The organism is Ignavibacteriota bacterium (genome assembly GCA_013285405.1).
Classification (GTDB): Bacteria; Bacteroidota; Ignavibacteria; order Ignavibacteriales; family Ignavibacteriaceae; genus IGN2.
In genome coordinates this window covers 2,071,800-2,095,414 of record CP053446.1, presented here as the reverse complement: position 1 = coordinate 2,095,414, position 23,615 = coordinate 2,071,800, and the positions used below count along the sequence as shown (strand labels likewise).

Below are 23,615 nucleotides of genomic sequence, written 5' to 3'. Positions count from 1 at the left end.
GCAGGATTTTCTTTCAAATTTATTTCCTTAAAAACTTTTTACCTTAATCTTTTTATTCTGATTACAACCTTACTTCCCAGTAAATCTTATCTCTGAGTGAAGCAACCCAGTTATCATATTGTTTCTGCTTTTTGTATTCATCAGCAAGTCTTTTGAGTTCAGCATAATCTTCTTCGAGACTTGCAGGATGCTGCGGTACTCTTGATTGAAGATAAACTATATGATATCCATAGACACCCTGCCCATAATCTATTCTTTTCGGGAAACTGATTTCATCTTGCTTCATTTTGGAAACAACGTCGAGCAGATTTTTATCAAGCTGGTTTATATAGAAAGTTCCGAGATCACCCGAAAACGGAGCAGTTTCCTTATCCTCACTATATTTTTTTGCATAATATTGAAATGTATTAACACCATTTACAATACTGTCTCTGATTTCAGTAAGGAATTCAATTGTCTCCAGATCGGCGCCTTCATCAGTTTTAAATTTGAAGAGAATATGTCTGGTTCTGATAGATTCACCTCTTCTTTCCAGAAGTTCAATGATGTGATATCCAACAGGAGTTTCAACAACATCGGAGATTTCACCAACTTCAAGTGCAAATGCAGCGGCTTCAAACTCAGGATAGAAAACACCTTTCTTCACAAAACCAAGATCACCACCGTAAGCTTTACTTCCCGGATCTTCAGAATATTTTTTTGCCATATCTTCAAAACTTGCACCTTGCTTTATTGAGTCAAGCACAGACTGAGCGAATTCACGTAATTGTGTTTTAAGCCTGTCGGTTGTTTTTGGATTTCGGAAGATATGAAATATGTGCAGTTTCTCCGGTATCATACCAAGGCTATCTTTGAAATTGTGGTAGAATTCTTCAACTTCACGCCGTGATGCTTCAACAGGTGCAAAATTCTTTTCACGCAAGCGTTGAACCATCAAATTTTTTCTAACATCATCACGCAATTCTCTTTTTATTTTATCAAGACTCATCCCATACATCTTTTCAATATTTGCTTCCGATCCGTATTGCTGTTTCAAAACATTGATCTGATATTCGATTCTTTGCGATACTTCAGCATCAGTAACAGTAATAGAATCAAGTTCTGCCTGCGCATAGACCAGCTTTTCATCAATCATCGTATTGAGTATGTGTCTTTTAAGTTCAGGAGATTTTGGATCAAGACTTCTTTGGGATGCGTAAATCGCTACCTGAAAATCAAGTTCACTCTGAAGAATAATTTCATTATCAATCACAGCAACTATTTTATCTATAACACCTGTTTGACCAAATATAAATCCCGCATAAAAACAAATGACAGCTATAGTTTTGGTTATCATATTAATCATATTAATCATTTAATTTCAACTTCATTTAATGAATACAAATCGCTTATATAGTTTTCCAGTGCCAGTTCGGTTAAAGCAGATTTGTATCTTCTTTCAACTTCATTTTTTACAGCCTGAAACGGAGGAATCGATTGAGCCGTATATTTATCCAAAAGCTGTACAACTGTATAATAGCTCTTGTCGTCAGGAATGACAATGCTAATTTCCAGTGGGTAAAGCCCATCTAAAATTCCGATTAACCTTGTCGGATAAATATCCTGTTCAGGAACCAGGTCTTCTTCATCTAAACTTGCAATTGATGAACTCTTTTTAATTTTTGCAGCAGCCGATTGCCAACCATTCATAATTACATCAGTCCGAAACATCACAGCTGATTCTCTGTCTGTAAAAGTTGCACGGTTTAAGAAATAAGAATTAAAAGGCAGCCGGAAACTTGATTGATTTTCATCATAATAATTTTCCAGTTCTTCCGGTGTTACAACTTGTTGTGTTGAATTAGAAAATTTTTCAAGAAGTATTGAAGATGCTAATTCTTTTTTAGAATTTTCAATTGACACTTTGAAATCCTTCGAATCTGTAATGCCCTGCTTAACAGCTTCCTGATAAAGAATTTCCAGCCGGACCCAGTTCTTAATTATTACCGATTTATATTTTTCAGAAACGTATTGCGAGTCAACCATATCCTGAAGTTCGGATTCTGAAAGATATGAGTTATTAACTCGCGCTACATAATTTTCAGGCGTTTCCGGTTTATTGCAAGCAAGAAAAAATACAAATAAGAGAGTTATTCCTTTAATTATTTTCTTTCTGCTTAAATGCATTCTCAAGTTTATCATAATATAATTTTGGTTCGTATCTCTTTTCCAGATTTACCAAATAATCATTCTCCAGTTTTTTACTTATCATTTCCTGGTATTCTCCGGAAACTTCAGCTTTTGCTTCTTCGAAAGTTTTAATTCTTGCTGGTTGCCTGTCATTCAATTTAAACATTACAAATCCACCGCTGAATGCAGTTGGCTGCGAATAATCTCCTGCATTTGCAATTTTATTTGCTTCTTTATAAACATCTGTATAGTCAACCGCCTGCAAATCATATTGTCCTTTATCTTTCTTTTTTGTACCTCGTTCGGTATAAAGTGCAGCAAGAGTATCAAATGAAGCACCGTCTTTAAGCATGCTGTAATATTTTTGAATCGTTGAATCCTGTGTCGAATATATTTCCGTAAAACTTATTCTTTCCGGCCAGGAATATTTTTCTTTGTTAGTACTCCAGTAATTATGAACATCAGCGCTATCAATTTTCACTTTGTTCCAGACTTCATCTTCCTGAATTTTAAATATGAAGATACCATCACGGTAATCGTTCATAAGCTGAGCAAATTGTGAGTCTTCTTTATCAAGGTTCATTGCTTCTTCTTCGAGCAGTAAATTTTCTGCAAGAATATTGATAGCATTTGTAACTTCAGCAGCATCATCCATCGGTTTGGCACTTATTTTTGAATTCTGACTTGCTGCTTCAAGAAAATTACCAATAGTAACATTTTTACCAGCATAAGAGAATAAAACATCATTGGCAAGTTCATCATACTTTGGATGAACCATTCCAAATCTTAATGAATCACTGTTAACAACAAATGTAAGTAAATTATCTTCATCAATACTGAAATTATATTTTTGTTTCAGAGATTCAACAAGTACTTCTAGTTCATGAGCATATCTTTGCTTATTGAAAATGCCCTTGAGATTTTCATACTCAGCTTCGTAGGGTTGAGTATCCATTTTGTCGGTAAGTTTAATAATGTGGTAACCGAAGTTTGTCTGAACAAGATCTGAAATCTGACCAACTTCCATTTGAAAAGCGACTTCATCAAACTCCTTAACCATCATTCTTCTTTCAAAGTAGCCAAGGTCGCCGCCTTTTTCTTTTGATCCAGGATCATCAGAATATTTTAATGCCATTTCCTCAAAAGAAGCTCCGGCATTTAGCTGAGCTAAAACAGAATCAGCGCGAAGTTTGGCAAAAGCCGTATCGATTTGTCCTTCACTGTTATGGTAACCAATAAGTATATGACTTGCTTTTATTTTAGGAAACCGATGTTGTCTTTGTGTCACTTTAATCAGGTGATAACCGTATCTGGTTTTTACAACATCAGGATAAATTTCACCGGCTTTTAATGTGTACATCGGATCTTCAAATTCATAAGGAAGCAATCCGGCTGTTATAAAATAAATATCACCTCCGGCAACCCCTGAGAATTTATCATCGGAATATTTCATAGCCATATTTTCAAAACTCTGACCGTTCTTAATGCTGTCTAAAATCGCCTGAGCTTTTAGTCTGGCAGCTTCATCGCCCAAGGAATCTGGTCTGATCATAATATGACTTACTCTAAATTCTTCCTTTCTTCTATCGTAAAGTTGTTTTACGCCTGGTTCATTAATTTTCTTTTCAAGTATGTACGATACACCAACCTGTTTCTGATAATCTTTAAGTTCATTCATTAAATCCTCATCTTTATCGTACGCTCTAACCTGAGCATCTCTGAGTTTCATTTTGAACTTAACATAAAGATCTAAAAAGTTTTTGTATTCCTGCAAATCTTTATTGATTGCATTTTCCCAGCCGCCTACATTTTTTGCGTAAGCATGCTCGAATTCATCCAAAGTAATTTCATATTTACCAAATTCTGCGACAACCTGTGCAGATATATCAACTACTACAGATAATTGAATAAGGATAAATGAAATAAGAAAATAATTTCGCCACATTTTGTACCTACTCCTAAAAATTTCTGAAAAATGAGAGAGGAATTTTAGGTATAGCGTTCCTGAAAATCAAGGGAAATTCAGCCTGACCTGCTTGTTTTAGTTGCAAGATCAGGCTGAGATAATTTATTTGAGAAGTGATATTTTGATGGTATTCTGGTAATTGTTAGTCAACATTTTAACGAGATAAATTCCGCTTGCCAGGTTATTACCATTAAGTTCAATTTCTTTAATACCCGGAGTAACTTCTTCATTAAAAAGAACCGACAATTCATTCCCAAGAATATCATATAAATAAAGTTTTACATTTGATTTTTCAGGAACTGCAAATCTGATTTTTGTCGTGGGATTGAATGGATTGGGATAACTCTGTAACAAATAATAATTTTCCGGGAACTGGTTTGTTTCGTTGTTATTTGTGAGAAGTGATTGAAGTGCTGCGTATGTATTTACAATTCCCCAACCCATCAGATTATCCGGGCTGCCACTTTGTGAAGCAGTGTTTTTCATTAATTCAGCTAACTGCATCGGAGTCATACTTGGATCTGCTTCCAATAACAATGCTGCAGCACCAGCAGCCATAGGACAACTCCAGGAAGTTCCACTTCCCCAACTGCTGTAACAATTATTTGAGCCGTTGCAAGCTGTGTAGTTAGCGGAACCCATTGCCATAAGATCAGGTTTTATTCTGCCATCTACTGTTGGTCCAACACTACTAAATGCAGCTCTGGTCCCACCACTGTTAACGGCTCCAATCGCAATTACACTATCGCCATCTGCTGGCGCGCCAAGCGTATTATGTACATCATAACCACTATTACCGGCGGAGTTAACAACAAAAATTCCAAGGCTGACTGCATAATCAGCTCCATTTGTTATCCGAGCTGTATTACCATCCATATCTTCCCATGTATAGCTCGGATACGGTGGATCGAAATCAAGGTAACCTAATGAAGTTGAGGTAATATCCACACCAATACTATCTGCCCATTCCATTGCTGCTATCCAATTATCTTCTTCAATCGGAGTTTCGGTATCAGTGTTTTCAGTTTTTGCAAGTATAAAATCTGCATTGAAAGCAGGACCGATAAGTTCTCCTTCATAAAATCCACCGATTAATGATAACGTTGATGTACCGTGCGAGCCATTACCCATATCACTTCCATTTTCAACATCCGCATCACCATTAACGAAATCCCACGTAGCTATTACATTCATAGAACTAAATACCTGATGTGTTGTCCATAAATCAAAACCTGCATCCATCATACAAATAGTTACGCCAGTACCGGTATATCCTAAATCGTGAACCTGAGGAACTGATATAATATTTAATTGGGTTAATGACTGACCGTAATTATAAGAATAAATTTCCTGTGGTTTTAATAAATTTTGGTTTGATTCATCCGGCGAATCACTAATTATTTCTTCTTCGAATTTATCAGACCGAAACCGATAAACAATATCCAATTGATTTACGAATGACAAGTTTGCTATTTGAGGAAGCTCAGAAGATTTTATCCAGCCGCTGACTCCATTGAACCATTTTGATTTTTGTTTTAGAACGAAACCCACTGCAAGAAGCTGATCAACGTAACTTTGATTGACCGGCAGATCTCTTTGAGAAATAATTTTATCTGCAGTAAGAACTTTTGCTCTTCTCTTCAGTGATTTTTCACTAACCACTGTGGATGGTTCAAGAAAATAGTTTTGTGTTTGATTCCCCTTGTCAGAAAAGAAAACCCAAACCAACAACTCTTCAGTTGGATTTGAGTTTTCCACAACAGTATTTAATTGCGGTGTGAATTTTTCAACAGAAGATTGAGCTAAAATCGCCCCTGAAAAAAGAATAAAAGACATTACCAGATACTTCATTTTATACCTTTAAATATTATTTGAAAAATTATTTAACTCTTGTTCCAATTTTAACAGAATCATCAACAATTAAAACTTGCAGTCCATTCGGTTCTTTATCAACGGCTAAAATCATACCACAGGATTCTTCACCCATCAATTTTGCAGGCTGAAGATTTGCAACGACAACAACCTTTTTACCGATTAAATCTTCCGGGTTATAGTGTTCAGCAATACCTGCAACTAATTGTCTTTCTCCATCGTCAAGCATCACTTTTATCTTCATCAGCTTCTTACTTTTTGTAATTTTTTCAGCCGATAAAACTTCAGCAACTTTCAATTTTGTTTTCATAAAGTCCTCGTATGAAATTAATTCATCTGGTTTCTTATCAGCTTGTGTTTCTGTATGACCAAGTTTTGATATTTGTTCTTCTATCACTTCATCCTCTATTTTAGGAAATAATATTTCTGCATTGTTGATTTGATGTCCTTCTTTCAATAAAGATTTTCCGCTTTCTCTCCAATCAACAGGTTCAGCGTTTAACATTTTAAATAATTTTTCTGAAGAGAAAGGTAAAACAGGATAGAACAATTCCGCAAGTGTATAAATTGCCTGAAGACAAATGTTCAATGTTGTTCCACACTTCTCCTTATTTGATTTGATGGTTACCCAGGGTTCAGAGTCATTAAAATATTTGTTACCATCCCGGGCGAGATTCATCATTTCGTTAACACCATCTTTTATTTTATACCTTTCAAATAGTTCGGCAATTCTTCCCGGGTATTCAGATATTTCGATAAGCATATCATTATCAATTTTTTCCGGCTTCCCTTTTGCCGGAACTTTTCCATCAAAATGCTTGTGGATAAATGTAAATGTCCGGTTGATAAAATTACCAAGTATGTCTGCAAGTTCGCTGTTATTTCTTAACTGAAATTCCTTCCAATAAAAATCCGTGTCTTTATTCTCAGGAAGATTCGCTGCGAGTGTGTACCGCAATGGATCTGGTGGAAAAATATTCAGAAATTCATCAACATCAATTCCCCAGCCGCGACTCTTGGAAAATTTTTTCCCTTCAAAATTCAGGAATTCATTAGCCGGAACATTCTGCGGAAGACAATATTTTTCGTTCTTCCCTTCATTCCATGCCATAAGAATTGCCGGGAAAATTATTGTATGAAATACAACATTATCTTTTCCAATAAACGCAATGTATTTTGTTTTTATATCCTGCCAGTATTTTTTCCAGAGATCGGGCTGTTTTTTTAATTGCGAAAATTCTTTTGTGGATGAAATGTATCCAAGCACAGCTTCGAACCAAACATAAATTACTTTTCCGGCAGCACTATCAACTGGAACTTTAACTCCCCAATCAAGATCACGAGTTATTGCTCTATCCTTTAATCCTTCTTTAAACCAACCGCGACAATATTGAAGAACATTTTCTTTCCAGCCATATTTTTCATTCATCTCATTAACATAATTTTCTAATGCAGGCTGATATTTTCCAAGCGGAAAATAATAGTGAGTGGTTTCTTTCAGAACCGGAGTTTCACCGGTTACTTTGCTTTTCGGATTAATCAATTCAGATGGATCATAAAGTGAACCGCAGTTTTCACATTCATCACTTCGTGCCTGTTCATTTCCACATCGGGGGCAAGTTCCTTCAACATATCTGTCAGGCAAAAACATTTTAGCTTTTTCATCATAGAACTGATTAGATTTCTTCTCAATGAAAAGTCCGCGATTATAAAACTCGAGGAAAAATTCTTTTGCAGTTTCGTGATGAATTGGAAGACTTGTTCTTGAGTAATTATCAAAACTCATCCCGAATCGCTTAAAAGCTCTTTTATTTGATTCGTGGTAACGATCAATAATTACCTGAGGAGAAACTTTTTCTTTATCTGCTGTGATCGTTATTGGAACGCCATGTTCATCCGAACCACAAATATATAAAACATCGTCGCCGTTTAATCTTTTATAGCGAACATAAATATCCGCCGGAAGATATGCACCGCTGAGATGTCCAAGATGAATCGGTCCGTTTGCATACGGAAGAGCTGATGTAACTAATACTTTTTCTTTACTCAAATGATTTGCTTACAGAATGAATTTCAAAATATTGGAGAGAAATATAAAGATTTTGTAGTGAATTTGAATTTCAATATTACATCCCCTCGCAAATTCTTCCATAAAATCTGTAACTTTGTAGCGGATTATTTATTGTTTTAAAATTTACTACATAAAAATGGGATCAAATCAGTTATGAAAAACCATTCCAAACTCGACTTCCAAACAAAATGTGTACACTCAGGAATTGATGAATATGAATACGGTTCAGTAGTTCCGCCAATTTACCAGACATCAACATTCAAATTTAAATCTGCTCAACATGGTGCTTCACTTTTTTCTGGCGAAGAAAAAGGATATATCTATACAAGAATGCTCAACCCAACAATTGAAGCGATGGAAAATGCTATTGCAGAACTCGAAGGTGGACATAAAGCTCTCGGCTGCGGAAGTGGAATGGCTGCGGTTCATACGATTTTTGCTTCACTGCTTTCAACTGGTGATCACGTTGTTTGTTCTGCCGCAGTTTACGGACCAACAACTACTTTATTGAATACTGTAATGAAAAAATTTGGAGTTGATACTACATTCGTTGACACTTCAGAGATTGAAAATGTTAAAGATGCAATCAAGCCAAACACAAAAGTTGTTTATCTCGAAACACCCGGTAATCCGACTCTGTGCATCTCTGATATAGAAGAAATTTCAAAAATAGCTCACAAGATTAAAGCAAAAGTTGTTGTCGATAACACATTCATGAGCCCTGCACTTCAAAATCCTTTGCTGCTTGGTGCTGATGTAGTTATGCACAGTCTGACTAAATTTTTAAATGGACACGCTGATGTTGTCGGAGGAATTATTGTCGTAAAAGATGAAGAGACTTATAAACATTTCAGAAAAACTCTCAACCAACTCGGGGGTGTAATTGATCCGTTCAACTCTTTTCTGGTACACCGCGGATTGAAAACACTTGGGTTAAGAATGCAGCGTCATTGTGAAAGCGCACAGAAGATTGCCGAATGGCTTGAGAAACATCCAATGGTTAAAAGCATTGCTTATCCCGGTTTAAAAAATCATCCACAATATGTAGTTGGGTTAAAACAACACAAAGGTTCAGGTGGAATGATAACTTTTGAAGTTAATGGTGGAATTGAAGCAGGAAAAATTCTTATGAACTCACTTCATCTTTGTCAGCTTGCCGTAAGTCTTGGTGGTGTTGAAACATTAATTCAACATCCGGCAAGTATGACTCATTTCTCAATGGGAAAAGAAGCAAGATTGGCTGGAGGAATTTCAGATGGATTAGTTAGACTATCAGTAGGCATCGAAAATGTTGATGACCTTATCTCTGATCTCGAACAAGCTCTTGAAAAAGTAAAAGAAGCTCATTTCATTGAAGCGGAAGCAGAACGAATTTAAACTATTATTTGTATGACTGTATGGATGTATGGAATTATTAAATCATACATTCATACAACCATACTGTTTTCAAACCCCTTTCACCGAGCTTTTTCCACAACTCACCGATTTTTTCTTTCATACATTGTTTATTTTGCATACGTTTTGGCAGAGATTTAATTAAAGGAGCAAAAAATGTCTGAAAATAAAAGATCTATGGATAAAAGGGTTTTACTTGGTGGAATATTAATATTTCTTGGTGGGATATTTCTTCTCAACACAATGAACATTCTTCATTTCAGAATTGCTCATGTTATTTTTTCCTGGTCGTTCATAATGTTTGTGATCGGATTGTTCGTGCTAGTAAATACTGAGAAAAAATTTCTTGGAGGAATTTTAACAGGAATAGGTTTTCTCTTCCTCATACCAAAAATCTTCCCGGAAGTTGATTACGATGGCGGAATCATTCTTCCGATTTTCTTTATCATTCTTGGCATTTACATTATACTTAGAAAAAGAAAAATTGATTCCGAAACAGGAAGTGAGTCGGGTACTTTTAATGTGAACAAAGATAAAATTGATGATGTATCAATTTTCGGTGGTGGGACCAAGATAATTTCATCAGGTAATTTTCAGGGAGGAAATATCACAGCCATTTTCGGCGGTTCAGAAATTAATCTTATCAATTGTCAGCTTGCTGAAGGTGATAATGTTCTCGATGTGCTTTGCATTTTTGGAGGGACAACGATAATTCTGCCCAAAGAATGGAACGTTGTAATAAATGTAACTTCAATACTGGGTGGATTTTCAAACAAAGCAGTCAGGAATCCAAGTATTGTAATTGATCAAACCAGAACCTTGCATATCAAAGGTTTGGCGATGTTTGGCGGCGGCGAAGTTAAAACTTATTTGTAAGCTGTCTGACTGATGCAAGACAATCCCATTCTCCGGAATTTCAGGAACATAATAATTCTTCTGCTGTATTCCGTTTCATTCGCGGTTATCAGTTTTCTGATTTTGTTTTTCGGTCTGAAACTTGATCTGTATGCATCTGTTGTAGAAAGTCTTGTTTCTGCCATATTGCTATCTGGGTTAACAATCATCTGGCATTATCCCGCAAAATATATTTCGATTGAGCAAAATCATCTATTTAAAATTTTTATTAGTCATACCATCAGTGCGATTATTTCTTCGGGTTTATGGGTGCTGTTTATCTATCTGTTAATGGTTCCGATAATTGGGTTTGGTGATAGATACGAAAATTATTTTTACAAAACTATTCTTTGGCGATTTCTCGTTGGGTTTCTTCTTTATGCAATCGTAGTTTCTTTTTACTATCTAGTTTCATATTATTCTGAACTGCAGGAAAGATCCCTTAAAGAATCAGAATTAAAAAATCTGGTAACACAAGCAGAATTAAGATCACTGAAGTTTCAAATCAATCCTCATTTTATTTTTAATAGTATGAATTCAATGAGTGCTTTAACAGAAATCGATCCAAAAAAAGCAAAAGAGATGATAATAAAGCTTGCTGATTTTCTCAGGTATATACTGGCTACAAACGAAAGAGAGAAAAATAAGTTAAGTGAGGAATTAAAAAATATTCGTCTTTATCTTGATATCGAAAAGATTCGCTTTGAAGATAAGTTTGATTACAGGGAAGAGTTAAATGATGATTGCAGCAAAATTGAAATACCGAATATGATTCTTCAACCGTTATTTGAGAATGTAATCAAGCACGCTGTTTATGAAACTTTTGATAAAGTATTACTAACTTTAAAGTGTAGTTTTGTCCGAATGAAATCATCCGGAGATGAAGGATATTTAAAAATCCAGTTGATCAATAATTTTGATGAATCAACCAAATCAAGAAAAGGTACGGGCGTGGGACTTAAAAATATAAACGACAGATTAAATCTTATTTATAAACGAAATGACTTGATGGAAGTAAAAAAAGAAAAAGGTATTTTTAGTGTGACTTTATTTATACCAATTGAGGAAGATATTCGTAATAATTAGAAACCAAACCATAGCCACGAATCTCACTAATTTTCACTAAAAAAATAAACTATGGCTGAATTGATATATAAAGATGAATTTTATAAAATTATTGGAATTTGTATGGAAGTACATAGAACTCTTGGTCGGGGATTTTTAGAAATAATTTATAAGGATGCAATTGAATTTGAATTTAAGAAAAACATTATTCCATACGAAAGAGAAAAAGAATATTCTATACCATACAAAGAGATAATCTTACCTCACAAATATCATGCAGATTTTGTAGTTTACGATAAAATAATTTTAGAAGTAAAAGCAGTGAGCGGAATTATAGAAGGATTCACTAAACAAACATTAAATTACTTAAGTGCATCCAAAAATAAACTAGGTATTATCGTAAATTTCGGAGAAGATTCTCTAAAATTTCAAAGATTGGTATTATAATTTGTGTTAATTAGTGTAATTCGTGGCAACCGCATCAGCCACTAATTTCACGAATAGTCACAAAATAAAACTCATACAAATTATGCCAAAAAGTAAAATCACAGCCATCATAATCGATGATGAAAAGTTAGCCCGTGAAATAACAAAAGGCTATCTGAAAAATCATCCCGAAGTTGAGATTGTTGCAGAATGTTCAAATGGATTTGATGCAATAAAAAAAATCAATGAGCTAAAACCGGACATAATTTTCCTCGATATTCAAATGCCAAAAATTAGCGGCTTTGAAATGCTTGAACTTCTCGAAGAACCACCCGTAATAATTTTCACAACTGCTTTCGATCATTATGCAATCAAAGCATTTGAAGTGAGTGCAGCAGATTATCTGCTCAAACCTTTTTCTGAAGAACGTTTTAATGATGCACTAAAAAAATCTTTAAATTTCCTGCAGGATAAATTTGAACACGATACTGTAATTAAAAATATTATTGATTATAAAGATGAAAAGATAGAGTATCTTGAAAGAGTTGTTATTAAAGAAGGTTCAAAAATCTCAATCATTCCTGTGGAAACAATAAAATGGCTGGAAGCTCAGGACGATTATGTGATGATAAACTGCGATCAGGGAAGATTCCTCAAACAAAAGACGATGAAATATTTCGAGAACCATCTTAATGAAAATAATTTTATAAGAATTCATCGTTCATATATCATCAATGTTGATTTTATTCAGCACCTTGAACAAACCGGAAAAGAATCCTACCAAATTATTCTGAAGAACAGTAAACAGCTTCCCGTTAGTAAGACAGGATTGACAAAGCTGAGAAACACACTTTAATTACAGTAGTAAACAGTGACCAGTAATCGGTAATCAGTATTTATAATAGTGGAGGCAAAATGACTTATGTAAAAAGTTTCAGAGAGTTAGATGTGTATAAATTAGCCCGTGAGTTATCAAGAGATATTTTCTTATTATCGAAAATTTTTCCGAAGGAAGAAACATATTCACTTACAGATCATGTGAGACGGTCTTCACGCTCAATTGGTGCTCAAATAAGCCTGGGCTAAAAGGAGATATGAAAAACACTTCACGAGCAAATTAACAGATGCAGATGGTGAACAACAATAAACACAGCATTGGCTGGAAACTGCATTCGATTGTAATTATTTAGATAAACCTACACTTGATAATCTGTTGAATAAAAGTGAAACAGTAGGGAAAATGTTAAATGGAATGATTAACAAATCGAATTTATTTTGTAAAGATTTTATTACTTAATACTTACAAAAGTCAAAATTAATATTAACTAAACACATATTACCGATTACTGATTACTGATTACCAATCACTGATTACCTCCGAACCAATTGAATCTCTCCACTTTCATAAATATATTTGCCCTGACCATTCACAAGGAATAAAATGATACTTGACAAAGATTTACTTTCAATCCAGGAAGCCCGCAGCCTGGCTGCAAAAGCCAAAGAAGCGCAGCTTGAATACAAACACTTCTCACAACAGCAAGTTGATAAAATTGTAAAAGCTATGGCAGAAGCTGGTTATTCTGCATCGGAAAAACTTGCAAAGATGGCTTGCGATGAAAGCGGTTTTGGAAAATTTGAAGACAAGATTATCAAAAATCAATTTGCAACAAAGAATGTTTACGAGTCGATAAAGAATTTAAAAACAGTCGGTATAGTTTCAGAGGAAGCAAACGGAAAAGTTTTAAAAATTGCAGAACCGATGGGAGTTGTGTGTGCACTTGTTCCTTCTACAAATCCAACCTCAACTGCAATGTTCAAAGCATTAATTTCTTTGAAGAGCAGAAATGCAATCGTTGCAAGTCCACATCCTAAAACTGCAAAGTGTACGATTGAAGCGTTAAAGATTTTATCTGATGCTGCTGAAAAAGTCGGTACACCAAAAGGATTAATTCAATGTATGAGTGAGCCGACGATTGAAGGAACAGATGCATTGATGCACGATAAAAATATTTCTGTTATTCTAGCAACAGGAAGTTCTCAGATGGTAAAATCAGCTTATAGTTCAGGCAAACCTGCGTACGGAGTCGGACCTGGCAATGTTCCTGCATTCATTGAACGAACTGCTGATTATCGAAAAGCTGTTGCCGATATTGTTTACGGAACAACTTTCGACAACGGAACTTTGTGTTCATCCGAACAATCAATGATTGTTGATCTTCCGTTAAAAGAAAAAGTTATTGAAGAAGCAATTGCACAAGGCTGCTATTTTGTTAATGCAGAAGAAAAAGAAAAACTTACAAAAGCAGTACAGACAAATCTTCATATCAATCCTGAAATAGTTGGAAAGCCTGCCAAGTTTATTGCCAAGTATGCAGGGTTTGAAGTTCCTGAGAACACACAAGTATTAATCGCAACTTGTTATGAAGTTGGTAAGAAAGAACCGCTGTCCATAGAAAAACTTTCGCCAATATTATCTTTTTATATTGCTGATGGCTGGCTTGAAGGATGTCATCGTTGTATTGATCTTCTGCAGTTTGGTGGAATCGGACATACACTTGTAATCCATTCCAATGATGAACCGATAATAATGAAATTTGCACTCGAGAAACCGGCATTCAGAATTCTGGTCAATACAGTTGCATCAATCGGTGCGGTTGGTTACACAACAGCACTTGAACCTTCAATGACACTCGGACCTGGAACCTGGGGTGGTTCAATTATTTCAGATAATGTTAGTGCAAAACATCTTCTGAATATTAAATCGCTTGCTTTTGAAACTAATCCAATCAATAAAGGAAAAAGTGTAGTTAAGTTCGAAGTTCAGAAATACAAAGGTGGAAAAGATTGGTTCATAAAAGAAATTGAAGAGAGACTTCGTGAACGTGCAGGTAATCTTCCGTTAAAAGATGTTTACACTTACTCTGAAAAAGAAAAACCAACCGAAGAGAAATTAGAACCAACCAAACCAATTACTTACGGAACAGGAATTTCTGAGGTAGAGATTAAAAAAATAATTGAAGAGTTTAAGTGACTTTTAAAGATGACATCTTATTAAAAAGATGTCATCTTTAAACCTCTTCAATGCGCAAACTGCGGAAACAAATCCGGGAACTTTTGCACAACAGCTTCCGCAATTAAATGAGCAGCAGCATCGTGAGTTAATAATTCTGTATTGATTGTCAGATGATAGAGCAACGGATCGTCAACATCTACATGGAAATAAGATTTCAGATATTTCTTTCTATCTTCATCTTCCTTTTTAATATGAGCTAATGCTTCTTTTTCATTCAGGTTCATTAATGTTTTTATATGCTCAACTCTTTTCTCAAGTGAAGCAATAAGTCTGACATGAAATGCATTTTTTAATTTTGCGGTAATGAATGGAGCACCTCTTCCAACAATCACAACATTACCCATTCGCGCAAGCTGCAAAATAGTTTCAGTTGTTTTGTGTACGATTGTCCATTCAGATGGTTTCAATCCAAGCATCTCATAAACAACAGCATCAATATTCTTAAACTTTTCTTCTTTCATATATTCTGAAATTTGTTGCGGAAGATGGTGATCCTCAAGAACTCTTTCAATAAGATTTTGATCAAAGTACGCCCACTTCACACCTTCAAACTCTGAATAATTATCCATTATTTCTATCAACTTTTCGCAAACCACTTTTGAACCTGCACCCGTCTGACGAGAGATAGTAATACACGGATAAACACCTTTTTTGTGTTTTTGCTGATCCGGTTTTTGTGTGTTGGATTCTATATATCGTTTGCTTTTTTCGTAAACTCCGATTGCCATTTAAATTTTCTCCTTTCTAAATTAAGCGCTGAATGATTCAGCATAAACAAAACCTAATTTATTTCTCTCATAAAAATTATTAATGATAAACTCCAAAATTATTTCCAACATACAATAAATAATATAATTTTAAAATGAAGAAATACAACTTTGAGATGTTGAGTATTTGGCTAAAGCCTATACACTTCTGTTTTTATCAAATAATCCACGTCCTGAAGGACGTGGCAATTAGCCGCGACCTTTCCACCTGGCTCACCGAGGTTAGACGGGCAGGTCGGGGAGAAAGAAATCAAGCTAAAATGACAGAGCTTTAGCCCATTCATATTTTAGGAAAGCTTCAGTCTTTCTCAATTGATTCTTTCTGTGAAAGATCGAACCAGCTTTTAACTCTTTTTTTATCTTCTCCGTTTGACGAATTGTGTAAGTATTCATTTTTGTGAATGTCATACGTATAATCTTTTTGCCATTTGTCAATATTTTCTACAATTTCTTTTATGGCATTTGTGATAAGATACAATTCATCGTTTGTCATTGTTGGATGAATTGACATCCTCACCCATCCGGGTTTTTCTGAAAGATCACCTGAATCAATTTTATCTGTTATTCTTTTTGATCTTTGTGGATCAACGTGGAGAAGATAATGTCCGTAAGTTCCTGCACAGGAACAACCCCCTCGTGTTTGAATTCCGTATCGGTCATTCAATAATCTGACAATAAGGTTGTAATGAATATCGTCCACATAAAATGAAATTGCACCAAGCCGATGTTTGATATGTTGAGCAAGAATGTGTAAACCGGGGATTTTACTCATCTCTTCAAATGCAATATCAATTAATTCTTCTTCCCTCTTTCTCATTTTATCAACTGACATTTCTTCTTTCAACTTTATACAAAGTGCAGCTTTAATTGCCTGAAGAAAAGCCGGAGTTCCACCATCTTCTCGTAATTCAATATTGGAAACAAATTTATGCTGACCCCACGGATTTGTCCAGTCAACTGTTCCACCGCCGGGCTGATCCGGAACTTTATTTTTATAAAGCTGTGAATCAAAAATTAAAACTCCAGAGGACCCAGGTCCACCAAGAAACTTATGAGGTGAAAAATAAATTGCATCAAGTTTTTCTGATGGATCAGGTGGATGCATATCAATTTTTACATAGGGCGCTGAGCAAGCAAAATCAACAAAACAATATCCGCCGTGTTTGTGAACAATCTTTGCAAGCTTGTGAACAGGCAGTTCAATTCCTGTAACATTTGAGCAAGCAGAGAATGCACCGATTTTTAATTGACGATTTTTATATTTGACTAATAATCTTTCGAGATCGTTCTCATCAACCAAACCTTCATCTGTTGGAGAAATAACAATTACATCTGCAATTGTTTCAAGCCAGGTAGTTTGATTTGAATGATGTTCTATGTGTGTTACAAAAACAATCGGTCGAAGTTCTTCAGGAAGTTTCAGATAGTCATGCAATTGCTCTGGAATTTTTAGACCAAGTAATCTTTGGAACTTGCAGATAACTCCTGTCATTCCCGAACCGGTTGTAATTATCACATCATCTTTTGAAGCATTGCAATGTTTTTTAATTATCTCGTGAGCTTCGTGATATGAGTGAGTCATTGATGTGCCGGTTTCACTTGCTTCTGAGTGAGTATTGCCGACGAGTGGTCCGAATACTTCACTTATTTTTTCTTCGATTGGTTTGTATAAACGTCCGCTAGCTATCCAGTCGGCATAAATAATTCTCTTTTCACCATAAGGCGAAGTGAATGTTTTATTATAACCTACAATATTTTCTCTGAATGGAGCGAAATATTGTTCTAATTTGTTCATTGTCTTAATTCAACTTTTTATCTTTTGGCATGTGAATATAATGAATTGAGGAAAGGAAAGCACCAACGGATTTATGGAAGAATAGCCCCGTTGATTCAACGGGGCTTAATATGAACTACTTGAACAAGATAAGTTTTTTTGTTGATGAAAAATTACCGGAGGTTAAAGTGTAGTAATAAATTCCGCTTGATAGTTGAGAACCATTAAATTCAACTTCATATGCACCGAGTTGTTTTTCTTCATTAACTAATATTGCAACTTCATTGCCAAGTACATCGTAAACTTTTAACGTTACAAACACATTGACATTTCGGGTTTGACTCGGAATCTCGAAACGAATTATAGTAATAGGATTGAACGGATTTGGGTAATTCTGGTAAAGCACCAATTCTTTCGGAGTAAAATCTACTGTGACTTCTATTTCATTTGAATATTTGAATGTTCCATCAAAGTCAATTTGCTTAAGCCGGTATTTATAATTTCCGGCTGTAATATTCTCATCAGTAAAAGAATATGATTTTGGCTCTGTTGTAGTTCCAAATCCCGGAACAAAACCAATTGTTCCCCACACATTTTCATTCTGAGCAATGCGAAGAATCTCAAAGCCTGAGTTATTTGTTTCAGTTGCTGTTGTCCAATTAAGCCGAACTTCTTTTTCATTTTGTAATACTGAAGCTGTGAACAAATCAAACTCAACCGGTATAACGTTATCATAATTCAATATCATATTTATTTCATTGATAAAATTATACGACACATAAAAAGTATCCTGCCCAGCCATAGGATAATTTATAATATTACCACCGGTTAATACATCCTCTAACAATCCGGTTACTCCGCTTGGTAAATTCCAATGAATGGTTACACCAAGTTCCTGCCGAAACCAAAATTTATGGGTTTTTGTACCGGTAAAAGGCAGTTCACCAAATCTAAAATCTTTGTGAACTGCTATTGGAGAACCAAAGCTGTTTTGACATTCAGGATATGGTAATTCAATCAAAGCTTCCCAGCCTGGTGGCGGTATTGGCGGTAATTCTGATTCTCCAATTTGAGGATCAAGACAATTGGTTGCTGTAGAATCCAAACCTACCTGCATATTTATAGGCCCACCTCCAAGCTGGAAGGTAAATTGAATAGGGATAACCAAATCAGGAATTTGAGTTTGACAATTTGAATAGCTATAGAAAATTAAACTTAAAACTAAGATTAAGTATTTCATCTTACACCTCCTTACTTCAACAATATCATTTTCTTTGTATTAATATAGTCTTTCGATTTAAGCTGATAAAAATATACACCGCTTGATACATTTGATGCATCCCACTTTATTGTATAACTCCCTGGTTGCTGTTGTTCATTTACCAATGTTTTCACTTCTCGCCCAAGAATATCATAAATTGTAACTTTCACATCCTGCACTTTAACAATATCATACTTTATTATTGTAACAGGATTAAATGGATTAGGATAATTTTGATATAAGTCAAACTTTAGAGGAGTATTTGATAAACCATTTCTATCAGTTGCCATTGCCGATAGTTTAATCATATTATCATTTAGATTATAAAAAGTTAATTGGCTTAATTCGTTAAGAGAAGCTGAAATTTTTCCCGTCCCACTATCATTTATGAATGAATAATTAATACCATTCTCCGGATTTAATTCCCATACTAGACTTACCGGATATGAATTTGTATGAACCAGGATATTTAAATCTATTGAACCACTATCGGCAGAAACTTTTTTTACATACTCGTTGTATTCAAATCTCGAATCAAAATCTATTTCCGAGAATATAGGTGGAAGATCTAAGTTTAGATTCAACATCAAAGTATCAACATCAGTGTTCGAGACATAAAGAGTTTGCGAGTATCCTGTAGAGTCTGTAACAATAAATTTATCCATTTTGGATAAATCTAAGTCGAAAGAAGAAGTAATCTTGGGCATCCAGCAAGGATCACCATACTTATTCAAGATTAAATGACCTGTGCTAGTTAAGTTTTTAGTTTTAACCCAATAACCCTTTCCAGGAATAAAAGAACTGTCTTTGGTCATAAGAACATATCCGTTCTCATATCCATATATATAGTCGATTATATTTTCGGGCTCTGTGCAAATATTTGATATCAGGAAATTGCTCGAGAGAGTGCCTGTAATATTCCAGCCCGGAAACACTATTATGTCAAGATAGTTTAATGGCCAACCAAAAAAAGATTTCTGTGCTGATGACAAGAATTTTACCCAATAACCAAGACCATTTTCTAATGTGTTAACTTTAATGTAACCGAATAAATATTTATAAACGCTATTGGTATCTGCAGTAGGGAAAACTGATTGAACAGAATAATCAGAAATTACGACCGGAACACTTGCAAAACGCCATCCGCTTTGATAGTTTCTCACTACTGTAATTGTATCTGATGATAAATTATTATCTAATATTACTTCATCAATTAGAGTGTTTCCATTTGATAATTTTTGAATTCCAGATAAAGAAAAATGAGCAGGTCTTTCATTTGAGAAGTTAGAGCCTATTCTACCAAGAGTTGAAGATGGTATTGTAATATCGGTTAAATCCTGGCTATTTGGATTAATTTGTCTTGGAAAGAAGTCTGTTAATTTAGAATCATCCTCAAGTTCATTATCAGCAGGCTTAACCATTATACGATCCTTGTCTTCATCAAATGGATATGGATCAATATCGTGATGCCAGACTAATAATCTTCCAGGTTGATCAACTGTGTCTGCGGGATCCGATGGGGTATATAAATCGAATCCTTCCCTATTTCTTGATTCTATTATGTAATGTTCACCGTTAGTAGCATTGATGGGATCGATTCTGTATAGTTTGGGATTATCATAGTCATATTCAACAATAAAATCAATTGTATCATTCTCAATAGGAATTGCACTCACCCAATTTTTGTTTAATCTATGATAAGGTGATAGTGTAGCTGGGCATTCTCCTTTTTCAAGAGGACCGTTATAAATCCCATGTCCCATTAAGCAGTAATTTAGTATATCTGTGTATTCATAATAGCCAGAATATTCATCGTTTATTCCTAAATTATGCCCAAATTCATGAGCATAAATTCCTATATGAGTAAATGACCAATCTGGGCTGTGATGTAATTTTTTTGAACTACGTTCGGCAAGCAAAATATATTTTCCCCCTAGACGATGACCGTTTACAAGTAAAGCACCATGAAATCTTACTACACCCGCATAAACAATTACTAATTTATCAAAGTAGTTAGGTGAGTTAGTATTTGTTGTATCAATATACATTGAATCTAACGCTTTAGTAATTGCTTCGTTTGATAGTTCCTGCCAATTACCCGAATCATAATAATGTTGTTTATTATAGTTTGCTCTTAACCATTTGGGTACACCGTTCTGGTCTGTTGGATTTGCTACACGTCCTTCTATTCTTAATTTACCTTTTGATATTTGATGCCAGTAATCTCTGAAACTACCAAATACTTCTTCTTCCTCGGGATGAGGACTATTAACGCCAGAACCAATCCAATAATTGTAAGAGAACATCAAACTATCAAAATCTGCTGTCAGGTAGCCGTTTGGTCTGTTTCCACCTTGATAATGCAAAGTATCTGTGAATCCAATTAAAATAACACCTACTTTTAAAGTAACAGGCTGCCCTTGTGCTTCTGCTTGCTTCTGTGCAAACCATTGCCTATTAATTTCAATTTGTTCATTGAATTGTTCAATCTGTTCAACTATTTCATTTATTCTCGCTTGAGATCTTTCAAGTTTGTAAGATGATGCAGGAGGTGAATCTATTCCGACTTTATAATTTGTTGGTGCATATTCACCGTTTTGATCTAATGCTGCGTAATAATACCAACCGCTATAAGTTTCAATAAAACGGTAACCATCTTCCGTTTCCATCCAGTAAATAAATTCATCACCCCAAATCTGCCCAATAAAGGTAACATCGTTGGGCTGAGTGAGTGTGATCATTCCTGTGTCGAATGGTGCCGATTTAATTTCTATTTCTGTGAATAGAATTAAAACACATAACAATATTTTAAACAAATTTTTCACAGTGAATCCCTTTCACTTAATGATTAATAATTTTTTAGTTAAGAATTTAGTTTCCGTTTGTAATTTATAGATATAAACGCCTGATGGTAAATCGTCAGATGATAAATTTACTGTGTGAATTCCTGATCTTACTAACCCATTTGTAATTGTTTTAATTAGTTCTCCTAAAGAATTATAAATTTTTATAGAAATATTTTCCTCAAATGTAATTGAATAACTTATAACCGTACTTGAATTAAATGGATTGGGATAGTTTTGGTATAGAATCATTTCTGTTGGAAATATTTCTTGACATTCTTGATGCATTGAAGTAATGATTTCTCCCAAGTTTCCAAATTTATTAACTTGTTGTGCTACAACCGTAAAGTTGCTTATTACTCCTCCTATAATAAATCCACCATTACCGTCTGTTGTATATGACTGATATTCAATAGGTGGATGTGCAATGAGAATTCCTTCTTCATTCCATAATTTGTTACCTAGTGTATCATAAGATTGAACTAATAATGAGTCAGGTAAAAAATCAGAACTATAATAAATAAATGCTGTTCTGTTTTCTTCTAAAGGTTGAACAATCGTACCGTTTAAAGGTGGAATACCAACTTGAATACTTTCATCAGGAAAGAGCATGCTTCCGTCCAACCTCAATACCTGAAACTGAGCCACTTTATCGATACCGTTTCTTTTCCCCGTCCAGCCACAGTAAATATTATTTTTATTTTGCTTTATGCTTAATGATGTGTTTATATAAAGACTATCAGCAACTTCAACATAAGGTTCCTGCCAGAGGTTATTACCAAGTGAGTCTTTTCTTTGTGCTACAAGTTTTGGAATCATACCATTCCAAACTTTGCCGCTTACTATTATTCCACCCACTCCGTCTGAAATTATATTAAATAACCAAAAATCTAAACTATCATTGTAAAATGCACTTCCATTTTCATCAAAGTATTTAATTTTGTTTCTCTCAGCACTTACAACGTACTTGTTAGCTGTAGTTCTAGCTAGCAGTGCAGGATCATACCATCCATTTATCCCAGCTACAACTCCACTGTCTCCCCATATTCTTTGTCCATCGCTGCTTATTCTGTTAACTTTATATTTTGCTTGTGTATTTACCCATATTACAACTGCTCCTCCTTCACCGTCATTTACAATTTTTTGTGAACTTTGATTAATTTCATCAAGTGTTACCTTAACTCCTGTTGGTTCCCACAAAAAGTTACCATTGCTGTCAATTTTTTGCACTCTCACTCTCTGTGTCCAGTAAGGAAGATTTTCGTAACGGTCGATGTAACTCACAATTACTCCACCTTCACCGTCTTCAATTATTTCTGCACCTGATTGTTCTGGAGATTCTCCTAGTATTCGCTTATTTATACCCCAGGGTTTGTAGCCATACAAATCCAATTTTTCAATTGCAAGCCAACGCGGATAAGCTGTACTGTGGTAATCATAAGTTATATAACATCCGCCAGCGCTATCGCTGCAAATGTGCGGGTCTAATCCGTAACCAACTATCAAATTATTGTTGGGATCAGTTGACCATTGGGAAAAAAGTTTAATGCCGGTGATTATTATAAGTATGATGACAAGTAAAAGATTTTTCATCTCTATAACTCACTCATTTAAGTCTGAAAATATTATATGACTGGTGTCAATCCGCACATCACTGTGGAATGGTCTAATATGTTTTCTCCCTGAAGATTCGCAATTACTTAGTGAGTTCGGAAGATATTCAGATTCAATTGTTATTCTCATCAGAACTTTTCCTTTTTGCTTTCTAAAATTTAGTCAAAATAAGATCAGAAGCAACGTCTCGCGAATAAATTTTAGTTGCCGGTCACCAAGTAAGTTTGAAAAAACTCTATTCCTTTATCTTTCGATATCAATAATGAGACTTCTGAATAACTAATAATTGTCATATTGAGCGAAGCGAAATATCTTAAATTTGTTTTGAAAAGAGACTCTTCACTTTGTTCAGAATGACAATAGAGTAATTTTTCAGAAATCTCAATTATATAAATCTTGTTTAAGCTATTCCGCTTTTTCTT

At 34.8% G+C, this 23,615-nt stretch carries 16 protein-coding genes and 1 pseudogene; 7 read left to right on the top strand and 10 right to left on the bottom strand.

From position 1 onward, the window contains the following. Positions 1-61: 61 nt before the first annotated feature. The 5 genes from HND39_09030 to metG form a co-directional block, all read right to left on the bottom strand. Complete coding sequence (locus HND39_09030) at positions 62-1,336, bottom strand: parvulin peptidyl-prolyl isomerase (protein ID QKJ97947.1); 1,275 nt, start codon at positions 1,334-1,336, stop codon at positions 62-64. A 14-nt stretch (positions 1,337-1,350) separates the two neighbouring features. Beyond that, positions 1,351-2,181 (bottom strand): hypothetical protein, encoded by an 831-nt coding sequence (locus HND39_09025; protein ID QKJ96414.1) that lies wholly within the window; start codon positions 2,179-2,181, stop codon positions 1,351-1,353. Further along, positions 2,138-4,114 (bottom strand): hypothetical protein, encoded by a 1,977-nt coding sequence (locus tag HND39_09020; protein ID QKJ96413.1) that lies wholly within the window; start codon positions 4,112-4,114, stop codon positions 2,138-2,140. The genes HND39_09025 and HND39_09020 overlap by 44 nt, the downstream gene beginning before the upstream one ends. 123 nt (positions 4,115-4,237) lie before the next feature. Then, positions 4,238-5,986 (bottom strand): S8 family serine peptidase, encoded by a 1,749-nt coding sequence (locus HND39_09015; protein QKJ96412.1) that lies wholly within the window; start codon positions 5,984-5,986, stop codon positions 4,238-4,240. Positions 5,987-6,014: 28 nt separating this feature from the next. Then, the gene (gene metG / locus HND39_09010; protein ID QKJ96411.1) at positions 6,015-8,057 is read right to left on the bottom strand and encodes a methionine--tRNA ligase; all 2,043 of its coding nucleotides are present in this window, start codon (positions 8,055-8,057) and stop codon (positions 6,015-6,017) included. A gap of 174 nt (positions 8,058-8,231) precedes the next feature. On the opposite strand from metG, the gene HND39_09005 reads away from it, so the two are divergent. The 7 genes and pseudogenes from HND39_09005 (at position 8,232) to HND39_08975 (ending at position 14,892) form a co-directional block, all read left to right on the top strand. Further along, entirely contained in the window at positions 8,232-9,455 is a 1,224-nt protein-coding gene (locus HND39_09005) for an aminotransferase class I/II-fold pyridoxal phosphate-dependent enzyme (protein QKJ96410.1), read from the top strand. A 174-nt stretch (positions 9,456-9,629) separates the two neighbouring features. Then, positions 9,630-10,349 (top strand): hypothetical protein, encoded by a 720-nt coding sequence (locus tag HND39_09000; protein QKJ96409.1) that lies wholly within the window; start codon positions 9,630-9,632, stop codon positions 10,347-10,349. A 12-nt stretch (positions 10,350-10,361) separates the two neighbouring features. Continuing rightward, entirely contained in the window at positions 10,362-11,453 is a 1,092-nt protein-coding gene (locus HND39_08995; GenBank protein ID QKJ96408.1) for a histidine kinase, read from the top strand. A 51-nt stretch (positions 11,454-11,504) separates the two neighbouring features. Beyond that, a complete protein-coding gene (locus HND39_08990) occupies positions 11,505-11,879 on the top strand; it encodes a GxxExxY protein (protein QKJ96407.1) in 375 nt (124 codons plus the stop codon). 82 nt (positions 11,880-11,961) lie between these two features. After that, complete coding sequence (locus HND39_08985) at positions 11,962-12,714, top strand: response regulator (protein QKJ96406.1); 753 nt, start codon at positions 11,962-11,964, stop codon at positions 12,712-12,714. Between the two features lie 59 nt (positions 12,715-12,773). Next, positions 12,774-13,155 (top strand): annotated as a pseudogene (locus HND39_08980) (four helix bundle protein). 144 nt (positions 13,156-13,299) lie between these two features. Then, entirely contained in the window at positions 13,300-14,892 is a 1,593-nt protein-coding gene (locus HND39_08975) for an acetaldehyde dehydrogenase (acetylating) (GenBank protein ID QKJ96405.1), read from the top strand. A gap of 47 nt (positions 14,893-14,939) precedes the next feature. Here HND39_08975 and HND39_08970 read toward each other — a convergent pair whose 3' ends face one another. The 5 genes from HND39_08970 to HND39_08950 form a co-directional block, all read right to left on the bottom strand. Further along, positions 14,940-15,662 carry a cytidylate kinase-like family protein gene (locus HND39_08970; protein ID QKJ96404.1) on the bottom strand — a complete coding sequence of 241 codons (723 nt, stop codon included), beginning with the start codon at positions 15,660-15,662 and terminating at the stop codon, positions 14,940-14,942. Positions 15,663-15,999: 337 nt separating this feature from the next. Then, positions 16,000-17,496 carry an aminotransferase class V-fold PLP-dependent enzyme gene (locus HND39_08965; protein ID QKJ96403.1) on the bottom strand — a complete coding sequence of 499 codons (1,497 nt, stop codon included), beginning with the start codon at positions 17,494-17,496 and terminating at the stop codon, positions 16,000-16,002. A 115-nt stretch (positions 17,497-17,611) separates the two neighbouring features. Further along, positions 17,612-18,223 carry a T9SS type A sorting domain-containing protein gene (locus HND39_08960; protein QKJ97946.1) on the bottom strand — a complete coding sequence of 204 codons (612 nt, stop codon included), beginning with the start codon at positions 18,221-18,223 and terminating at the stop codon, positions 17,612-17,614. A gap of 503 nt (positions 18,224-18,726) precedes the next feature. Next, positions 18,727-21,561: a T9SS type A sorting domain-containing protein gene (locus tag HND39_08955; protein ID QKJ96402.1), complete on the bottom strand. Its 2,835-nt coding sequence runs from the start codon at positions 21,559-21,561 to the stop codon at positions 18,727-18,729. A gap of 12 nt (positions 21,562-21,573) precedes the next feature. Next, on the bottom strand, positions 21,574-23,172 hold the full coding sequence (locus tag HND39_08950; GenBank protein QKJ96401.1) for a T9SS type A sorting domain-containing protein: 1,599 nt from the start codon (positions 23,170-23,172) through the stop codon (positions 21,574-21,576). Between the last annotated feature and the right edge of the window lie 443 nt (positions 23,173-23,615).